This window comes from Aeromonas sp. QDB23 (genome assembly GCF_027707745.1).
Taxonomy (GTDB): Bacteria; Pseudomonadota; Gammaproteobacteria; order Enterobacterales; family Aeromonadaceae; genus Aeromonas; species Aeromonas allosaccharophila.
In genome coordinates, this window is sequence record NZ_JAPCJA010000075.1 from 1 (window position 1) to 16,404 (window position 16,404).

The window sequence follows — 16,404 nt, forward strand, 5'->3', positions numbered from 1 at the left end:
TATTAGCTGGTCAAGGATGGCGATCATACCTCAGAAGCCGCGCCACGCCTCGCTCATATGAGGGGATGGTTAAGGGCCAACCCCCCAAATCCAACCATCCTCGGTAGGATTTTTAGGAGAGAAATACTGACTCGCGGTGGTATCGCCTGCCCCTGATGTATTTAATACCTCTTGTTGAAAACCATGTTGTTCCACACCTTGAAAAATAGTCCGGGAGATCAGATTCCAGTCATCATTGAGGGAAAAAGGGATCACCGGCTGAATGAGCACTCGACTCACACTCGCCCCGGTATTTACGCCCCCTAACTCATCATAGTTATACTGCACAGGCACACTGATGAGTGATGCAACAGGATTTGCCAGCTTTTTTGCCAATTCATCAGCCGATACCGCCTCATCGGTAGCAGCACAATCGATACTCCAGAGCGGTGCAGCCATGATAAAAAGCAACATTTTTCCATATTTTTCCATCACAATCTCCATGTGCCTTATGCTTGTTATCTCTAACTCTATATGTTTCCGCTCGCATGCTTCTTTATAAGGAATTGAGAAAAAGTCATACCACATCAAGCTAAACATAAATGATTAGCCGATATAGCGTGACATTTTTAATCGGCTTTCGGGGTTCATCACATTATTTCGGCAATCCATTGCCGACCTCACTGGCACGATAGATTGAAATTACCTCGTCCCTTTAACACGTTTTAGAGCGGGCCAGGCATGATATGACTTGTCTGGCACAATGCCAGTTGAAGAGTTAAGAACTCGCGAGATAATAAAAAGCAATGATAAACATTCTTATTTTTTAAATTTATATTTATGTGTATATTCTCACTTCCTTCTTATAAAAATGAACAAATGAGAGACCGAGCCTCCTGCTTGGCAGAAGCATGAATGCTCATCAAGCTTAGAAAACAATACCGATGAAGCGATCAAGTATCACCTCGAACGAAAATAGCGTGAAAAGCAGCGGCGTGAACGGAATGAGCGTTGCCATGACGAGCTGCATAATCGTATCTCGACTAAAGGGAAGCGGGCGGATCTCTTTGATCACCGCATATGCGTTACCCAGATCCGCAAGGGACTGGATATCAGCGGAGCCCAATAGGGTTTCTCCATCCCTGTCCACGGTATGCAACCAGCGACGCTCAAAACCGCTCGTATATTCGGCAGCAAGAGCACCATATTCACGTAATCCTGTACGTTTGGCTCGCATGATTTTGACTGCAAAAACAGTTAATGGTGCCAAAACCAGGACGAGTCCGACCGCAACCAGCAAGGCGATTTCCGGCTTGTAATCAGTAAGTACCGCGCCATCATGCAAAATTCGATTGGATATATAACCTGCAAACTGGACGCCAAATACGGTAAGCAAAGGGGAATAGGCATAGGCTGACGCCCCCAGAAAACCGAGCCCCGCGTTGCGATCAGGATGAGTTGGGATGAGAGCAAGAGGAAGGCGTGACAACTGCCATAACAAGCGACTCCAGATAAAGATGCGATAAAACCAGCGCAGTATCAGGAACTGGGTAATGGGAATACTGATCCAGAAAAACCAGATACCGGCAAAGGAGAAACTTTCCTGGCCATTACGCAGTGAGCTATACCAAGCCGACGCATCCAGCACGAAGGTGTGGGTACGAACGAAATAGCCACTGGAGAATACAAGCACCAGCAGGAGTAATTCGGCGATCACAGAGTTGCGCCAAACCATGGCATTGCTTATTGCGCGATGAAAGCTTGCCAACGCATGATCGGGGATCAGTCTCCGCTCTAAAAACTGCGCCAGAATACCGCGGATCCGCTGATGTACAATCAGCTCAGCAAAGATCAACAGCGGGACACAGACAAGAAATCGGCTTTGAGATTCAATATCCAGCAGAAAAGGAACCGCAACGCCGCTACCAAACAAGGTACCTTCCCAGGCACTCAGCACGAATAGAGGTAACCAGCAGATGCCGCTTAGCACCAAAATGCGTAATTGAAGATGGGAAGTAACATCGCCAAGATGGGCGCGATTTAACAACTGATACAGCGGGCCGCCCAGCACCAGAGAGAAGGTCTCCAGCTCGGGTCGGGAGGAAGCAAGATCTTCAGCAGGTTGATGCGAAGACATGATGGCTTACCTTATTGGCTGTGGTTGACGAGACCAGACGCTTCTCTGCGTAACCCTCTGACAATGCAGAGATATCCTCTCAGGGACAGTCAGCCCCCTGGCACCTCTAGATATAGCTCGCCGCCAAGGCACTTGGCAACAGATAACTATCTTTTCCAGCTTTTATTCTGGACACTATTTTTGACACATTTATTAGAGGCAGCTTCCGACTCTAATGTACTGGTGAGTGCTACTGAAAAAAAGTAGGCATTTTATGATTTATACTTACTTAATTAATTTAAGAAAAATAAATGCCATGCCCCTCAAACCTAATAATACTTAGTAAGTGTTGCTATCATTTAATCAGCATCCAAATATAAACCTCATTAACTGACAAGTATTTTTATACATGGTTATTTTTAATTTAATCAGTCGCTGGTTATAATTAACATTTATTCGCAGACATAAATACATTGAGGGTAATAATAGTGAATACCTCTGATGCATCCATTTACAGCACCTCAACCTTTACCTTGATAATCCCGTCACGAATATTGCCGATGGAGCTAAAAGCCGATTTGGAGAGATCGATAATACGTCCGTTTTTGAAGGCGCCGCGGTCATTGACCTTGACCACTACGCTCTTGCCGTTGGCGAGGTTGGTGACCCGCACCATGGCGCCAAAGGGCAATTCCATATGGGCAGCGCTATTGAGGTTGTTGCGATAGGGCTCGCCGCTGGCAGTCTTTTTACCGTGATAGCGGTCGGCATAATAGCTGGCATAACCGGTCTCGCTATAGCCGCGCCAGCTGCCGCCGTGACTCTCGTCATAACGGCTGCTACAGGCCGCCAGCAGCAGACAAAGAGATAACAGCAGCCCTTTCTGGATATGTTGCACCTTTCCCCTCTCCTCTTTTCGCTCTGCGCTATTTTTACTCTTCGATGCGACCGGTGACGCTGGCTGCACGTTTGCAGGCGGGATCTCACCTTGTCATAGGTCCAAGGCACTCGCCATGTTACTCGCCTTGTTGTCAGGCAGCAGCGACGGTGCGGCTACTTTGCCATATCTCTCATGCAAAAAGGGAGGCAAATGCCTCCCTTTCAACTATTTACCCGTCATCCCGTGTCGGAATGGGCCAGAAACTGATCAGGCAATCAGCTTGTCATCGCTAAAACCGAAGCCACGCAGGCCCACCACATGCACGTGTTCGTGCTTGCCCTGCACTTTACGGATGAGCTTGTAGGTGGTGCCCTTCTCCGGGCTGATGTTCTCGGGCGCGGCGATAAGCAGCTGCATATCCTGCCGCTCGCACAGCTCGAACAGGGTGGCGATGGATTTGCCATCCAGACGGGCCGCTTCGTCGAGGAACAACAGACGGCAGGGAGCGATATCCTTGCCGCGCAGACGGCGGGACTCCTCCTCCCAGCTGATCAGCACCATCAAGAGGATGGCCTGACCGGTACCGATCGCTTCGCCGGTAGAGAGCGCGCCGCTCTCGGCACGCAGCCAGCCATCGGCCCCGCGCTGCACCTCGATCTCCAGCTCCAGATAGTTGCGATAGTCGAGCAGCACGTCGCCCATCACCTGATAGCTGCGATCCCCCTGCTCTACTTGCGGGTTCAGGCGCTGGAACAGCTTGGCCATCGCCTCGGAGAAGCTGAGCTCCTTGTCGGCGAACAGATCGTTGTGCATGGCGGTTTGATCGGCCAGCGCCGTCAGCAGACGGGTATGAGCCTCGCGGATGTTGACGTTGAGGCGCACCCCGCGCACCAGACCGAAGGCGATGTTCTGCAAGCCCTGGTTGAGCACCCGGATGCGGTTCTGCTCGCGACGGATGATGTTGGTGATCTTGGCCGCCACCTCGTGGGAGGAGAGCGACAGATGGGTTTCCCGCTGCTTGAGCTCGTCGGCGAGCCGCGCCAGCTCGATCTCCATCTCCTCGATCGCCTCCACCGGATCATCCGAGCGGATGATGTCGTTGCGGATGCGATCTTTCAGGTAACGGTAGACCTGCACGTAGAAGGCGACCTTCTGCTCGGTGCTGCGGTTGCCCTCGGAGAGACGCAGCGCATCGCGCAGGGCCTCGTCGTGAGCCACCGCCACCCGCAGGGCGCCGAGCGCCTTGTCCGACATGGAGCGCAGCTCGTCGCTGTCGAGGTACGCCAGCTCGCGCTTGTTGAGGCGCTTCTCGACGTCGGTCTCCCGTGCCAGTCGCACCACCCGCGACCAGCTCGCCTTGTGGCCCACCAGGGATTTACGGGCGCCGTAGTAATCCTTGCCTTCCAGCTTGAGACGACCACCAAGGGATTCGATCTCGCGCTTGGTGACCTGCAATTGGGCCTCGGCGCTGGTGCGACGGGAACGGGTGCGGATCAGCAGCTCTTCAATCTCTTTCTTGTGGGCGCGGGACTTCTCTTCCATGTCGTCAGAGAGGGTCAGCCCCATGGCCGCCAGCTCCTGCTCGAACTCGGTCAGGGTCTGGCGCTTGGCCTCGACGCTGGAGTTGAGGGCGGTACGCAGCTGCAACGCCTCTGTGTGGCGCTGGGCAATCTGCTTGTGCTGCTCGCCAGCGGTGCGGGCGGCAAGCTCGGCCGCTTTCAGCTTCTCTTTGAGTCGCTCGCTCATCTCGGAGGCCTTGCCCAGCAGGTCTTGTGCATCCTGATAGGCAAAGTGCGGCAGACGGGCCACCAGCTGATCGAGGGCGTAGCAACGGCGCTTCTGCTCGGCCAGCAGATCGCTCACCTCGTCATAAGCGGCCTGCAGCGCAGCAAGATCCTGTGGATCCTGACGCAGTACCTGCACCATGGTTTCCAGTTTTTCCAGCGACTTGCCGTGTTTGGCGATAAAGGCTTCGGCCTGTTTTAGCGCTTCCACATCGGCGTGAGCCGCCTCGAGGCGGGCCGCCAGCTCTGTCTCGGCAAACAGGTGGGCAAAGGGCAGCATCCCCTGCACCAGCTGGATATGGCGGGTCAACTGGGCGGCGGCCGCTTTGGCATCACTCAGCAGCTTGTCGCACTCACCGATGGCCCCTTGCAGCGCGCGAAGTTCGGCTTGTTTGGCCTGCACTTCGGCCTCGGGGTCGGGGCGGAAGGCGATATCCAGATGCAGGCCGATAAAGTCGCGGAAGTGACCGTAAAGACGGTGGAACTTCTGCTGCTCGAAGGCGGCCTTGGCGTAACCCTCGATGAGCCCTTCGCGCTCAAGGTCGAGCTGCTCGATCCGCTTTTCCCGCGCAGCGCGGCCAAACAGCGGCAACTCGGGGTAGCGGGAGAAGCGCACCTGACGCTTGCTGGTGCGCACCAGCACGGCGTCTCCCAGCTCGTCCGCTTCCACCAGATCCTCGTCAAAGGAGTCGGGGTTGCCCTGAATGAGGTAGATATCCTCCGGGCAATCGTCCAGCTTTTTCAGCCGCTCGATGGCGCCTTCAAGGTCGAGCACCACCAAGGCGCTGCGAGCCGGACCGTAGAGCGCGGAGTAGTAAGGGGCATCGTCGATGGAGATGTCGTCATAGACATCGGAGAGCAGCACGCCCCCCACCTGCTCGGCGATGCGGGCAAGGCGCGGATCGGCCTCGCCAGCGCCCAGTTGCAGGTTGCGAATTTGCAGCTCCAGTGCCTGTTTCTGCGCCGCGATGCGGTTGCTCTCCTGCTCGAACTCGCGCTCCTTGTCGAGCACGCTCTGCATGCCGGAAGAAAGCTCTTCGGCAGTGGCCAGCGGCAGACCGCTCTGCTCGCGCAGCTGCTCGAGCTTTTCAAAGGATTTGAGCCAGCGGGGAGCCAGCTTGGTGAGCTCCGCAATATCACGGCCGAGCTGGACGCCCTGATGCTCGAGGCTGGCGCGGCGCTGGTTCACCTCCGCCTGCTGCTCGGCCAGCTCCTCCTGACGGGTGCGCTGGGCTTCGAGGAAGATCTCCAGCTCATCTTGGCTGGCGATCTGCTGGCCAGAAGCCTGCTGCAGCTCGTCGCGCAGCTTGAAGAGATTCTTCTGGCTTTCGCTCTCTTTCTCGAGGCGAGCCAGCGCGGTGCGCAGCCCCTGCCCCTGCGCGATGCGAGCCTTGTCTTCGATATGACGCTTGAGCAGCGCCTGCGCGGTGGGCCAGGCTGCCTCGCGCACTGTCTCCGGGGCGATACTGAGCAGCAGCGCCAACGCCGCTTCATGCTCGGCCACCGCCGCCTTGGCTAGCGCCAGCTGCTGTTCGGCCCCCAGCACCCGGCTGGTGAGGCTCTGCTCGGCACTGCGGAACTGATGCAAAGTGTCGCTCGCCTGTTCGGCGGTCAGCCCCGGCAGCTCGCACTGCTCGCGGGCATTTTCCAGCGCCTGCACCGCCTGACGATACTGGATGGCGCGGGTCTGCTGAATATCGAGCGCCTGCTGGTAGTCGGCCAACTGGGTCTTGAGGCTGTCTACCTCGGCCTGGGCCAGCTCCTTGCGCTCTTCCACCTCCAGCAGTTGGCCGTGGATCTCCTCCACGATCGCCTGCTGTTGCTCCAGCTTGTCGACCAGCTCCGCCAGATCGGCGCGATACATCTCGATCTTCTTCTGCAGTGCAACAGCTGCCATTACCTTGGCCAGATGCTCGGCGGCAGATTCCAGCTCGTCGGTCAGCAATTTTTCACGGTTGGTAAGCTGCTCCACCTCATCAGCCAGATAGATGGCGCGCTGCTTCTCTTCGGCCAAAAAGCGGCGCTTGTCGGACAGCTCCTGGCGCGCCTTGAGGGCCAGCTCGGAGAGACGGCTCTTCTCGGCGGCGTTGCGTACATAGTCCGCTGCCACATAGTGAGTGGTCTCGGTGATCAGGTTCTTGAACAGATCCCGCTGCCCCTGAGTCTCTTTAATCGCTTCCAGGGTACGGCGGTTTTCATAGATGGCCGCCTCCATATCCGCAAACGCCTTGCGCACCCCTGAGTTCTCCGGCAGCAGGTATTCACGCAAAGAGCGGCTGATGGACGAGGAGATGCCGCCGTAGAGGGAGGCTTCGATCAGGCGATAGAACTTGCCGCGATCCTTCTGATCGCGCAACTTCTTCGGGGTGATGCCGAACTCGAACATGAAGTTGTGATAGTCGGTCACCGTATTGAACTTGGCGACCTTGATGGCCCCCAGCTCGGCGGCGGCCCCTTTCAGATCGGTAAAGGCGCGCACCCGCCCCTTGCCGTCATCCAGTTTTTCCAGCAGCAGATCGGTGGGTTGCAGCTGCTCTGGCACATCCACCAGCGCGAACGGGGTGATGTTGACCTTGTTGTCGCGGTTGGCCACCTGTTCGAGGTGTACGCCGACCCAGATCCGCTGTTCGCGGCTGTTCATCACTTCCAGCAGCGAATAGCAGTGTCCGCGCTGCAGCTTGCCGTAGAGCCCCTTGTCACGGGAGGCGCTACTGGAGCCCGCTTCCGTGGTGTTACGAAAATGCAGTAGCGACTGGTCGGGAATGAGCGCCGCGATAAAGGCCGCCATGGTGGTGGATTTGCCCGCACCGTTGCCGCCAGAGAGGGTGGTGACCAGCTGGTCAAGATCGAAGGTTCGGGCGAAGAAGCCGTTCCAGTTGACCATGGTCAGGGATTTGAACTTGCCTCGCACTGTTTATACCTCCAGATCCAGTTGTTCTTCATCGAGGTCCGCCTCGATATCGTCAAATAGCGAATCGCTGCTCGGCATCTCGTCGTCGTGGAAGATGGCTTCCCCTTCCTGGATCATCCGCAGTTGCACGGCGCGCGGATCTTCATCGGAGCGCACGTCGGCGGCAAAGCGGAACACCGATTCGTTGACCCGGAATTTGTCGCTGTTGCCAAGGGCGGTGATCATGCCAAGGCGGCGCAGGCGACGCATGGAGGTGCGGATCTTCTCCAAGAGCTTCTTCTTGTCGAGATCGGTACCGCCGGAGCGGCTGTTGACCATCCGCAGCAACTGCTTCTCGTCGGCCAGACTCAGCACCTCTTCTTGCAGCTCGCCCATGGCGAACACCCCTTCCGAAGCAAGGCGATCCGGGCTCAGGTAGAGGTAGCAAAGCACCTTGCCCACCAGCATATCGAGCTCGGAGAGCACAGTGGTACCGATGTCGGCACTGGGGCGCGGACGCAGGTAGAAGAAGCCTTCCGGCGCCTTGATCAGCTCCACCTGATAACGGCCATAGAAGATCTCCAGCTCGTTGTGGTACTCCACCAGCGCCGAGTGCTGTTCGAAATCGTCGGCACTGATGTGACGGCCGGAGCGCAAGGCGGTGTCGATGCGCGGAAACAAGGGGTTGGCAATCGCCTCTGCGAGCCGCAGCGGCAAGGGAAACTCAGTATTGATCAATGACATAGGCCTGAACCTTGGATCCAGCTTGGTTAATGGGTTTCCATGCGGGTTGGCGGTGCAGCTCGCGCTCACCGCTGGCATGGCCCAGGCGCACGGCCTGGTCGATCAGAAGACGCGCCACATCGAAATGGGCGTGAGCCGGGTAATCCAGCAGGTATTCGCGCAATACATCGGCCAAATCCAGCTGCTGGCCCTGCTCGGGATAGCGGGCCAGATAGCGCTCGATGCGCTCCGCCAGCTCCTGGTTGATGTCCACCATCTCCATGTACTCCATCTCGAGGGGCACCTCGCCGGTCACCTCCTCGTCGTGGATGGCGATGGTTTCATCGCGCAGCTCCAGCAAACGGGGCTCCTCGGCAATGCGCAGCAGCCAGTTGTGCTGTTCGAAATTGCGGATGGAGTCGCGCAGCCGCTGACTGAAGGCGCGGTTCTTGTCCATGTCGATGGCGTTGCGAATGAACTTGTGGACATGTCTGTCGTAGCGGGACCAGAGCTCGATGCACTGCTGGCCCCAGCTGGTGATGACGTCAAGGCGCCCTTGCAAGGCGTGAGTCAGCTCCTCGACGTGGAACAGATCGTCGCGCCCCTGCGCCGCTTCCTGAATGTTGAGCAGCCCCGCCTGCAGGCGGTGACCGGCGGCATCCAGGGTATCCTGCAGTTCGCGCAGGGTCTGGCCGGTCTCGTGCAGCAGTTTTTCGCAGCTGTGGATGGCATCGACCCAGTTCTGGGTCAGCAGGGCCGCGATCTCGCTTTTGACCTGATTCTGCTGCTCATCCATGGCGCGCTGGGTGAGATCGATGCGCCCCAGCGTCTCCTCCAGCGAGAAGGTGAGCCGTGGCAGCACCTCGGCGTCCCACTGCTCGCGGGTGTTGGTCTCGAGCGCCGCCTTGCGGGCGGTGTCGAGCTCGGCCGCCAAATGCTCGAGCAAGATGGAGAGCTTGATGGAATCGACCTGACGCTGATCGAGAAAGAAGTCGACGATGCCGATCCCAAGACGCGACAGGCGATAGAGGCTCTCCCCCGCCACCATGTCGGTGTTGAAGCGCGACAGCAACTGCTGGCGAATAAGGTCGTTGATGGCGTTGTTGGCGCGACCGGTGAGGGTCTCGTCCATCTGGCCAAAAGCGTTGCTGACATAGCCAAAGGCATCGTGCAGCGCCGCTTCCGACAAGTCCGACTCATCTTCGGACAGTGTCTTGATTGCAATCAGAAAGGCCAGCCGGTCGGTAGGCAGGCTCAGCGCCAACCCCTCCTGCCTGACCCACCCTACTATCTCCGGCAAAGAACGCTCGGGCAGGGTACGGGATGTACTCATCATGACGTTGTCATCTCGTTGTTGTAATTGAGCGCACAAACTCGCGCGCGGCTACATCCGGTAGCATCGAAAAATCAGGCCCCATCAACTGGCGGGTTTCTGCGCCATCACATGGATATAGCGACCCAGGGCGACAAAAGGCTCCTGACGGCAATATTGCTGCTCCATAGCAAGCAGATCGTCGAACTTCTCGACCTGATCCTGCTTGTGACGCATATAGTCGTGGATCACCCGCACCCCGGTCTTGCCGATGATCTTGAGCCCGCCTCGGCCAATCCAGTCATAGACCTGCTCCGGCAACTGCGGATTGGTGGGCGTGAGCGCAGTCTGGCGCTTCTTGCGCAGACCAAGTCGCACATAGTCAAAATTGCCCACCACCAGACTCTGGAACAGAAGACCATGACGGTTATAGAAAAGCAGCGACAGTATGCCCCCGGCATTGACGAAAGGGAACAGACCCAGCAAGGTCTGGCGCGGCTCGGCAAGCCACTCCAGCACCGCGTGGCAGAGCACCAGATCAAAGGTGCCGGTCACGTGTTGTTTCAGATCCTGAATGGGGCAATGGATAAGACGAATGTTGTCTTCCAGCCCCTTCTCGGCGATCTGGCTGCGGGCCAGATCCAGCATCTCGGCGGAGAGATCACACAACTCGACCTGATGACCCATGGCCGCCAGCTTCTGGGCAAAGTAGCCAAAACCGCCCCCCGCATCGAGGATGCGCAACGGCCGGTTGCCAAGGCGCGCCAGGCAGGCTTCGATGTCGCTCCAGACGATGGTGGTGCGAATGCGCCCCTTGGTGGAGTCGTAAATATTGCGGGCGAACTTGTCGGCGCGACCGTCAAAACTCTGATCTTGCTTCAAGAGAAACTCAACTTTGGCCATCCAAAAAAAGAGGGGTATTCTGTCACATCCCGAATTTGCTGAAAACTCAAGGAAGTGTCTGCCGTGTTTGTGATTAAAAAGTGGCTGGGTCAGCTGCTGATGCCGCTCCCCTTCTCCCTCTCCCTGCTGCTTGTCGCCCTGCTGCTGCTCTGGTTCACCCGTTTTCAGAAAACCGGCAAACTGCTGGCCACCCTCTCGCTGCTCATTGTGGCGCTGATGGGGATGCGGCCGGTGAGCTATGAACTGGCCCGCGGGCTGGAGCAGACCTATCCGCCGTTCGAGGTGAGCCAGCATCCCAAGATCGAGGCGATCGTGGTGCTCGGCAACGGCCATGTCAGCGATCCGGCGGTGCCCGAGCGTTCCTGGCAGAACAATATCGCCTTGGCTCGCACCCTCGAAGGGGTGCGTCTCGCCCAGGCCTATCCCGACGCCGAGCTGATCTTTTCGGGTTATGTATCGGGGGATCCCCTGTCGAATGCCGAGGTCAACGCCCGGATGGCGATGAGCCTCGGCATTCCCCGCGCGCGGATGACGTTGTTTGAAAACAACAAAGACACTCATGACGAAGCGGTCAGTATCAGTCGCCACCTGAAAGGAAAAGAGGTGGCATTGGTCAGTTCTGCCACCCATTTGCCCCGGGCCATGGCGCTCTATCAGGGTCAGGGACTCAATGCCGTGCCGGCCCCCACCGACTACACCGCCAAGCAGAGCCAGGTGCCTCAGCCGCTCTACAGTTATTTACCCAAAGGGCGTTATTTGATGTATTCCGAAGCTGCCATCCACGAATGGATTGGGGTATGGTGGGCTCGCTTGCGAGGGCAGGTTAACGAATGAGCAATCAAGCGATTCATTCCTGATTTGGATCAGGAAAGCGAAAAAAAATTACGTCATTTGCCGCCGGGTCAGCTATCTTGGGCTCGGTTCAATTCATATAATGTCGCGCAATCAAATGCCTAGGAGATATACAAGATGAGACAGCACCTGGTAATGGGTAACTGGAAACTGAACGGCACCAAAGCTTCTGTTGAAGCTCTGATCAAAGGACTGACCCCGGCTGCTGCCGCTCATCCTTCTGTACAAGTCGCCGTCTGCCCGCCGGTTATCTTTTTGGGTCTGGTTGAGCAACTGACCGCTGGCAGCAAGATTGCCTACGGTGCCCAGAACGCTGACGTTCACGAGTCTGGTGCCTTCACCGGCGAAAATGCCCCCTCCATGCTGAAAGCCTTCGGTTGCACCTACTCCCTGGTCGGTCACAGCGAGCGCCGTACCCTGCACGCAGAGACTGACGACGTGGTTGCGGCCAAGTACGAAGCGATCCAGAAAGGCGGCCTGATCCCGGTTCTGTGCATCGGTGAGACCCTGGAGCAGTTCGAAGCTGGCGTGACCAAGAACGTGGTTGAGACCCAGCTGAAAGCCGTTATCGACCGTTGCGGCATCGCCTCCTTCAACAACGCCGTTGTTGCTTACGAGCCGGTATGGGCCATCGGTACTGGCAAGACTGCCACTCCGGAGATCGCTCAATCCGTTCACGCTCACATCCGTCAGTACCTGGCCGGTTTTGATGGCGCCGTTGCTGCCAAAGTACAGATCCTGTACGGCGGTTCCGTCACTGGCGCCACTGCAGCCGATCTGTTCGGTCAGCCGGACATCGACGGTGGCCTGGTCGGTGGTGCGTCCCTGAAAGTGGACGACTTCTCCCAGATCATCGCTGGCGCTGCCAAGTAATTTCACATTACTGGCAAAGAGAGGGGCACGTCCCCTCTCTTGTATCGCTTTTCCTATGGCGGCCCCCGCATCCCATACGAAAGCCGATATAGTAAAAGTGGCTTGTCTATTTCCAAACATTCGTATTTGACAACTCAGATCCAGAGGCACTCATGACCAAACAAATCAAACGTATTGGTGTTTTGACCAGTGGTGGCGACGCACCCGGTATGAACGCAGCCATTCGCGCCGTGGTTCGCGCCGGTTTGCATCATGGCCTGGAAGTTTACGGTATTTATGATGGCTACCTCGGCCTGCATCAGGATCGCATCGTCAAGCTGGAGCGTCACAGCGTCTCCGACGTGGTGAACCGTGGTGGTACTTTCCTGGGTTCTGCCCGTTTCCCTGCCTTCAAAGACCCCGCAGTGCGCGCCGAAGCGATCGAAAACCTGAAAAAGCACAGCATCGACGCCTTGGTGGTGATCGGTGGTGACGGCTCCTACATGGGTGCCAAGAAGCTGACCGAAGAGGGTTTCCCCTGCATCGGCCTGCCGGGCACCATCGACAACGACATCGCCGGTACCGACTTCACCATCGGTTTTGATACCGCCCTGAACGTGGTCGTTGACGCCATCGACCGTCTGCGCGACACCTGCAGCTCCCACCACCGTATCTCCGTGGTCGAGATCATGGGTCGCCACTGTGGCGATCTGGCCATGTCTGCCGCCGTTGCCGGTGGTGCCGAGTACGTGATCGTGCCGGAAGTGGCTTTTGACAAGGACAAGCTGCTGCAACAGATCAAAGAAGGTGAAGTAAAAGGCAAGAAGCACGCCATCATCACCATCTGCGAGCACGTCACCGATGTGAACGCCCTGGCCAAAGACATCGAAGCCCTGACCGGCCGTGAAACCCGCGCCACCATCCTGGGCCACATCCAGCGTGGCGGTGCCCCGACTGCTCGTGACCGCATCATGTCCAGCCGTATGGGTGCTTACGCCGTTGAGCAGCTGCTGGCTGGCCACGGTGGTCGCTGCGTCGGTATCCAGCGCAACGAGCTGGTACACCACGACATCATCGACTGCATCGAGAACATGAAGCGCCCGTTCGATCAGGAGCTCTACAATCTCTCCACCACCCTGTTCTAAGCCACGCGGCTTTTTACCGGTTGTTGATGATAGAAACCCTCCATCGGAGGGTTTTTTTATATCTCACGCAAGCTGATGCATCGGCACAGTGTACCGCCCTCACCCTGCAGGTTGCCTTGAATCCCAGCTCTTGCGCCGTCTGACTGATCGTTAGCCTTCCCCTCCTCGCTCCAACCGGTTTCAGCCAAAGAGACAGTTCCGATATTGCCGTGGATGTTTTATCACTGTTGAACCGGCTTGTGGTGGCCTGCTTCTGTGCTGACCCTGAAACGAGCTTGTTCAGCCTCCTCGTCATACACCGCTGTGTGTATCTCAATCTTGTAGACGATATTCAGATATCTGAATCGCCCCCAGTTCCCCAACCATGATCCGGCCCAGCTCTTGCGTTGCAATCACATGACTTATGCCAAATGCATCGGCCACACAGATCGCTGTTCGAGACCAGCCAGACCAGCCACAGAGTAAGCCTCTGGCTTAATGCACACCTAAGCCTTGCTGCCACCTTGTCTATTCGTCCACCGGCCGGTGCAATTGGCGCTGATAAAACAGCCAACTGCCAATCCGTATCCCCCCAATCCATGGCTCGCCCCCCTGTAAAACGGAGTGTTGCTGTAAAAATACGGAGACATCGGCCTGATAAAGTCATGGGGCGACAAGGGTTGGCAACCAGATTGCCTCCACCAACTTTTTTTGGATGAGCTATCTGCGTCAGACATCGTCAAATCATAACCAGATGCACTTTTGATGGCCTTCATGACACAGTTACGAGGGAGATAACTTCTAAAACCCTATTTAAGCCCCATATAAAACCCACCTAAAAATAAATTAGCAAAACAATAAGACATTGAATTTAAACAAAATAATTGAAACGACTGGATCTTCGATGGGTCAAACGTCGCAACGGGCGATAAAATCAGCGCAACATGTCAAAAATGACCACCTCGACATCGCTGACGCGCAAAGTCGCCATTTTATCAACTTTACCCTTGTTTTAACCCCCTGTTATGGTATCTTGACAACATCAACCAACAACCTGGGGAGAGAAAAATGAAAGAGTTTGTCGTTACTGCCGTTTTCACGGTGTTTTTCACCCTGGTTGCTGTCTCTCTGCCCTCACTGTCACAGTTCTGAGCCGGATAGAGAGGCATCAATCCGGACTGGCCTTATCTGGCATGTCTGTTTAATCGCCACCAACTGGCGCTTTTCAGTGACAACGCCGAGATGGTCAACATAGATATGATTTCATCACGTTGACGCTGTTTCTTTCGCCACAAGGGTGTAACCAGGATGGTTTAACCACACTCTGTTTGGCCTGATGGAGTAGAACCAGCAGCAGATCATATCCGGGGGGAGCCAGGCTCCCCTTTTTGTTACCCGCCATTTGACAACCCCCTGCCCCGGCAGCCACAACAGGCTGCCATCCGTCACAAGGCCCATGCCCACGGCAGTTGTTTTCCCCTCCTGTGCTCTCCATTCAACACAGCAAAATCCGTCAGCAACCTCTTGTGCACTCCTTTCTCTGATATCTGTCCGCCAGATATAAAAAAGCCCCCGCCATCATGGCAGGGGCTCGCGTTACGCAGTTTCAGCTCAAGGCTGTGTTAGCTCAGCGCTGTTTTTGTTCAACTCAAAGCTGTTATGCCTTGTTCCAACGCTCTGGGTCATATTCCGGGCTGAAGCGGTCAACAATGACAGCACAGGCCGCATCACCGGTAATATTGAGGGAGGTGCGGATCATGTCGAACAGACGATCCAGCGCAAACAGCAGCGGCAACCCTTCGATGGGGATCCCGGCTGCCAGCAGCACGGCAACCACCAGGAAGCTTGGGCCCGGCACACCGGCCTGACCGATCGCCCCCAGGGTGGAGGTCACGATGATGGCCGCCCAGGCACCGACACTCAGATCGATGTTGTAAACCTGAGCGAAGAAGATGGCGACCAGACCGTAATAGATGGCGTTGCCGCTCATGTTGATGGTGGCCCCCAGCGGCAGCACGAAGGAAGCAGTCGCGTTGGTCACTTTCAGATCATGCTCGCAGGTCTCCATATTGACCGGCAGGGTCGCCATGGAAGAGGCGGTGGAGAAGGCCACGATCTGCGGCTTCTTCATGGCCGAGAAGTACTTGCGTACCGGCGTGTTGGAGAACATCACGACCAGCAGCGGATAGACCACAAAGCCGAAGATCAGGATGGCGGCCACATAAACCACGAACAGCTTGAGCACCAGGGTCAGCACGTCGAAGCCATAAGTACCGATGGCTTCAGCCATCAGACCGAACACCCCGAGCGGCGCAATGATCATCACCTTGTTGATCATCCAGACGAAGGCATCCACCAGGGTATTGAGCCCATCGACCAGCGGCTTGGCCCGCTCGCGCGGCTGTTTGGCCAGCGCAATGCCGAGGAACATGCAGAACACCAGGATCTGCAGGATGTTTGCCTCGTTGAGCGACTGGAACACGTTGGTGGGGATCATGCCAAGCAGGGTGGCAACTGCATCCGGCAGCGCCCCTTTATCGGCGTAGTCACCGCCAAACATGGAGGCGACGGAAGCGAAATCGACCCCGACACCCGGTTTGAAGATTTGCCCCATCACCAGCGCCAGCAGCACGGCCAACGCAGAGGTAATCAGGAAGAAGGCCAGCGTCGCTGCGCCGATCTTGCCCGCCGCCGGGCTGGCGCCCAGATTGGCGGCGCCGGAGAGGATGGCAACCGCCACCAGCGGGATCACCAGCATCTTGATCAACTGGATAAACAGGGTACCAAGCGGTGCAAATACGGTGGCTTGTTCACCCATGAACGCGCCGACCACTGCGCCCAGTACCATGGCCACCACAACCTGGAAGCCGATGTTTTTAATGAGTCCTTTAGTTAACACAATATGTTCCTTTACCTGATTACCCATGATTAGCAGTCAGTTACCACGAACTATACTGATCTTACGTACAGTTATCGAGGTGCGAGATCA

The 16,404-nt window shown here is 56.6% G+C and carries 11 protein-coding genes; 3 read left to right on the top strand and 8 right to left on the bottom strand.

Annotation, left to right across the window (positions count from 1 at the left end; genetic code table 11):
* Positions 1-69 precede the first annotated feature (69 nt).
* From PG888_RS21010 to cmoM, 7 genes are all read right to left on the bottom strand, one after another.
* Positions 70-471, bottom strand: a complete 402-nt coding sequence (locus PG888_RS21010) for a hypothetical protein (RefSeq protein WP_182939624.1) — start codon at positions 469-471, stop codon at positions 70-72.
* A gap of 436 nt (positions 472-907) precedes the next feature.
* Positions 908-2,116: a hypothetical protein gene (locus PG888_RS21015; protein ID WP_270694291.1), complete on the bottom strand. Its 1,209-nt coding sequence runs from the start codon at positions 2,114-2,116 to the stop codon at positions 908-910.
* A gap of 490 nt (positions 2,117-2,606) precedes the next feature.
* Positions 2,607-2,993: a septal ring lytic transglycosylase RlpA family protein gene (locus PG888_RS21020; protein ID WP_182939621.1), complete on the bottom strand. Its 387-nt coding sequence runs from the start codon at positions 2,991-2,993 to the stop codon at positions 2,607-2,609.
* 249 nt (positions 2,994-3,242) lie between these two features.
* Complete coding sequence (gene mukB, locus PG888_RS21025; protein ID WP_182939620.1) at positions 3,243-7,670, bottom strand: chromosome partition protein MukB; 4,428 nt, start codon at positions 7,668-7,670, stop codon at positions 3,243-3,245.
* A 3-nt stretch (positions 7,671-7,673) separates the two neighbouring features.
* Positions 7,674-8,393, bottom strand: coding sequence for a chromosome partition protein MukE (gene mukE / locus PG888_RS21030; RefSeq protein WP_033135263.1), 720 nt, complete (start codon positions 8,391-8,393; stop codon positions 7,674-7,676).
* Positions 8,374-9,708, bottom strand: coding sequence for a chromosome partition protein MukF (gene mukF / locus PG888_RS21035; RefSeq protein ID WP_042062655.1), 1,335 nt, complete (start codon positions 9,706-9,708; stop codon positions 8,374-8,376). The genes mukE and mukF overlap by 20 nt, the downstream gene beginning before the upstream one ends.
* A gap of 81 nt (positions 9,709-9,789) precedes the next feature.
* The gene (gene cmoM / locus PG888_RS21040; protein ID WP_042657464.1) at positions 9,790-10,566 is read right to left on the bottom strand and encodes a tRNA uridine 5-oxyacetic acid(34) methyltransferase CmoM; all 777 of its coding nucleotides are present in this window, start codon (positions 10,564-10,566) and stop codon (positions 9,790-9,792) included.
* Positions 10,567-10,650: 84 nt separating this feature from the next.
* On the opposite strand from cmoM, the gene elyC reads away from it, so the two are divergent.
* The 3 genes from elyC (at position 10,651) to pfkA (ending at position 13,436) form a co-directional block, all read left to right on the top strand.
* The gene (gene elyC, locus PG888_RS21045; RefSeq protein ID WP_058051526.1) at positions 10,651-11,421 is read left to right on the top strand and encodes an envelope biogenesis factor ElyC; all 771 of its coding nucleotides are present in this window, start codon (positions 10,651-10,653) and stop codon (positions 11,419-11,421) included.
* Between the two features lie 135 nt (positions 11,422-11,556).
* A complete protein-coding gene (gene tpiA / locus PG888_RS21050) occupies positions 11,557-12,312 on the top strand; it encodes a triose-phosphate isomerase (protein WP_042062658.1) in 756 nt (251 codons plus the stop codon).
* 152 nt (positions 12,313-12,464) lie between these two features.
* Complete coding sequence (gene pfkA / locus PG888_RS21055; RefSeq protein WP_042657428.1) at positions 12,465-13,436, top strand: 6-phosphofructokinase; 972 nt, start codon at positions 12,465-12,467, stop codon at positions 13,434-13,436.
* Between the two features lie 1,636 nt (positions 13,437-15,072).
* Here the strand turns inward: pfkA and PG888_RS21060 are convergent.
* Positions 15,073-16,314: a dicarboxylate/amino acid:cation symporter gene (locus tag PG888_RS21060; RefSeq protein WP_082628306.1), complete on the bottom strand. Its 1,242-nt coding sequence runs from the start codon at positions 16,312-16,314 to the stop codon at positions 15,073-15,075.
* Between the last annotated feature and the right edge of the window lie 90 nt (positions 16,315-16,404).

Excerpts from the sequence above, each read along its gene's own strand:
- PG888_RS21010 (WP_182939624.1), bottom strand. The coding sequence starts at position 471 with ATGGAAAAATATGGAAAAATGTTGCTTTTTATCATGGCTGCACCGCTC.
- PG888_RS21015 (WP_270694291.1), bottom strand. The coding sequence starts at position 2,116 with ATGTCTTCGCATCAACCTGCTGAAGATCTTGCTTCCTCCCGACCCGAG.
- mukE (WP_033135263.1), bottom strand. The coding sequence starts at position 8,393 with ATGTCATTGATCAATACTGAGTTTCCCTTGCCGCTGCGGCTCGCAGAG.
- mukF (WP_042062655.1), bottom strand. The coding sequence starts at position 9,708 with ATGATGAGTACATCCCGTACCCTGCCCGAGCGTTCTTTGCCGGAGATA.
- tpiA (WP_042062658.1), top strand. The coding sequence starts at position 11,557 with ATGAGACAGCACCTGGTAATGGGTAACTGGAAACTGAACGGCACCAAA.
- pfkA (WP_042657428.1), top strand. The coding sequence starts at position 12,465 with ATGACCAAACAAATCAAACGTATTGGTGTTTTGACCAGTGGTGGCGAC.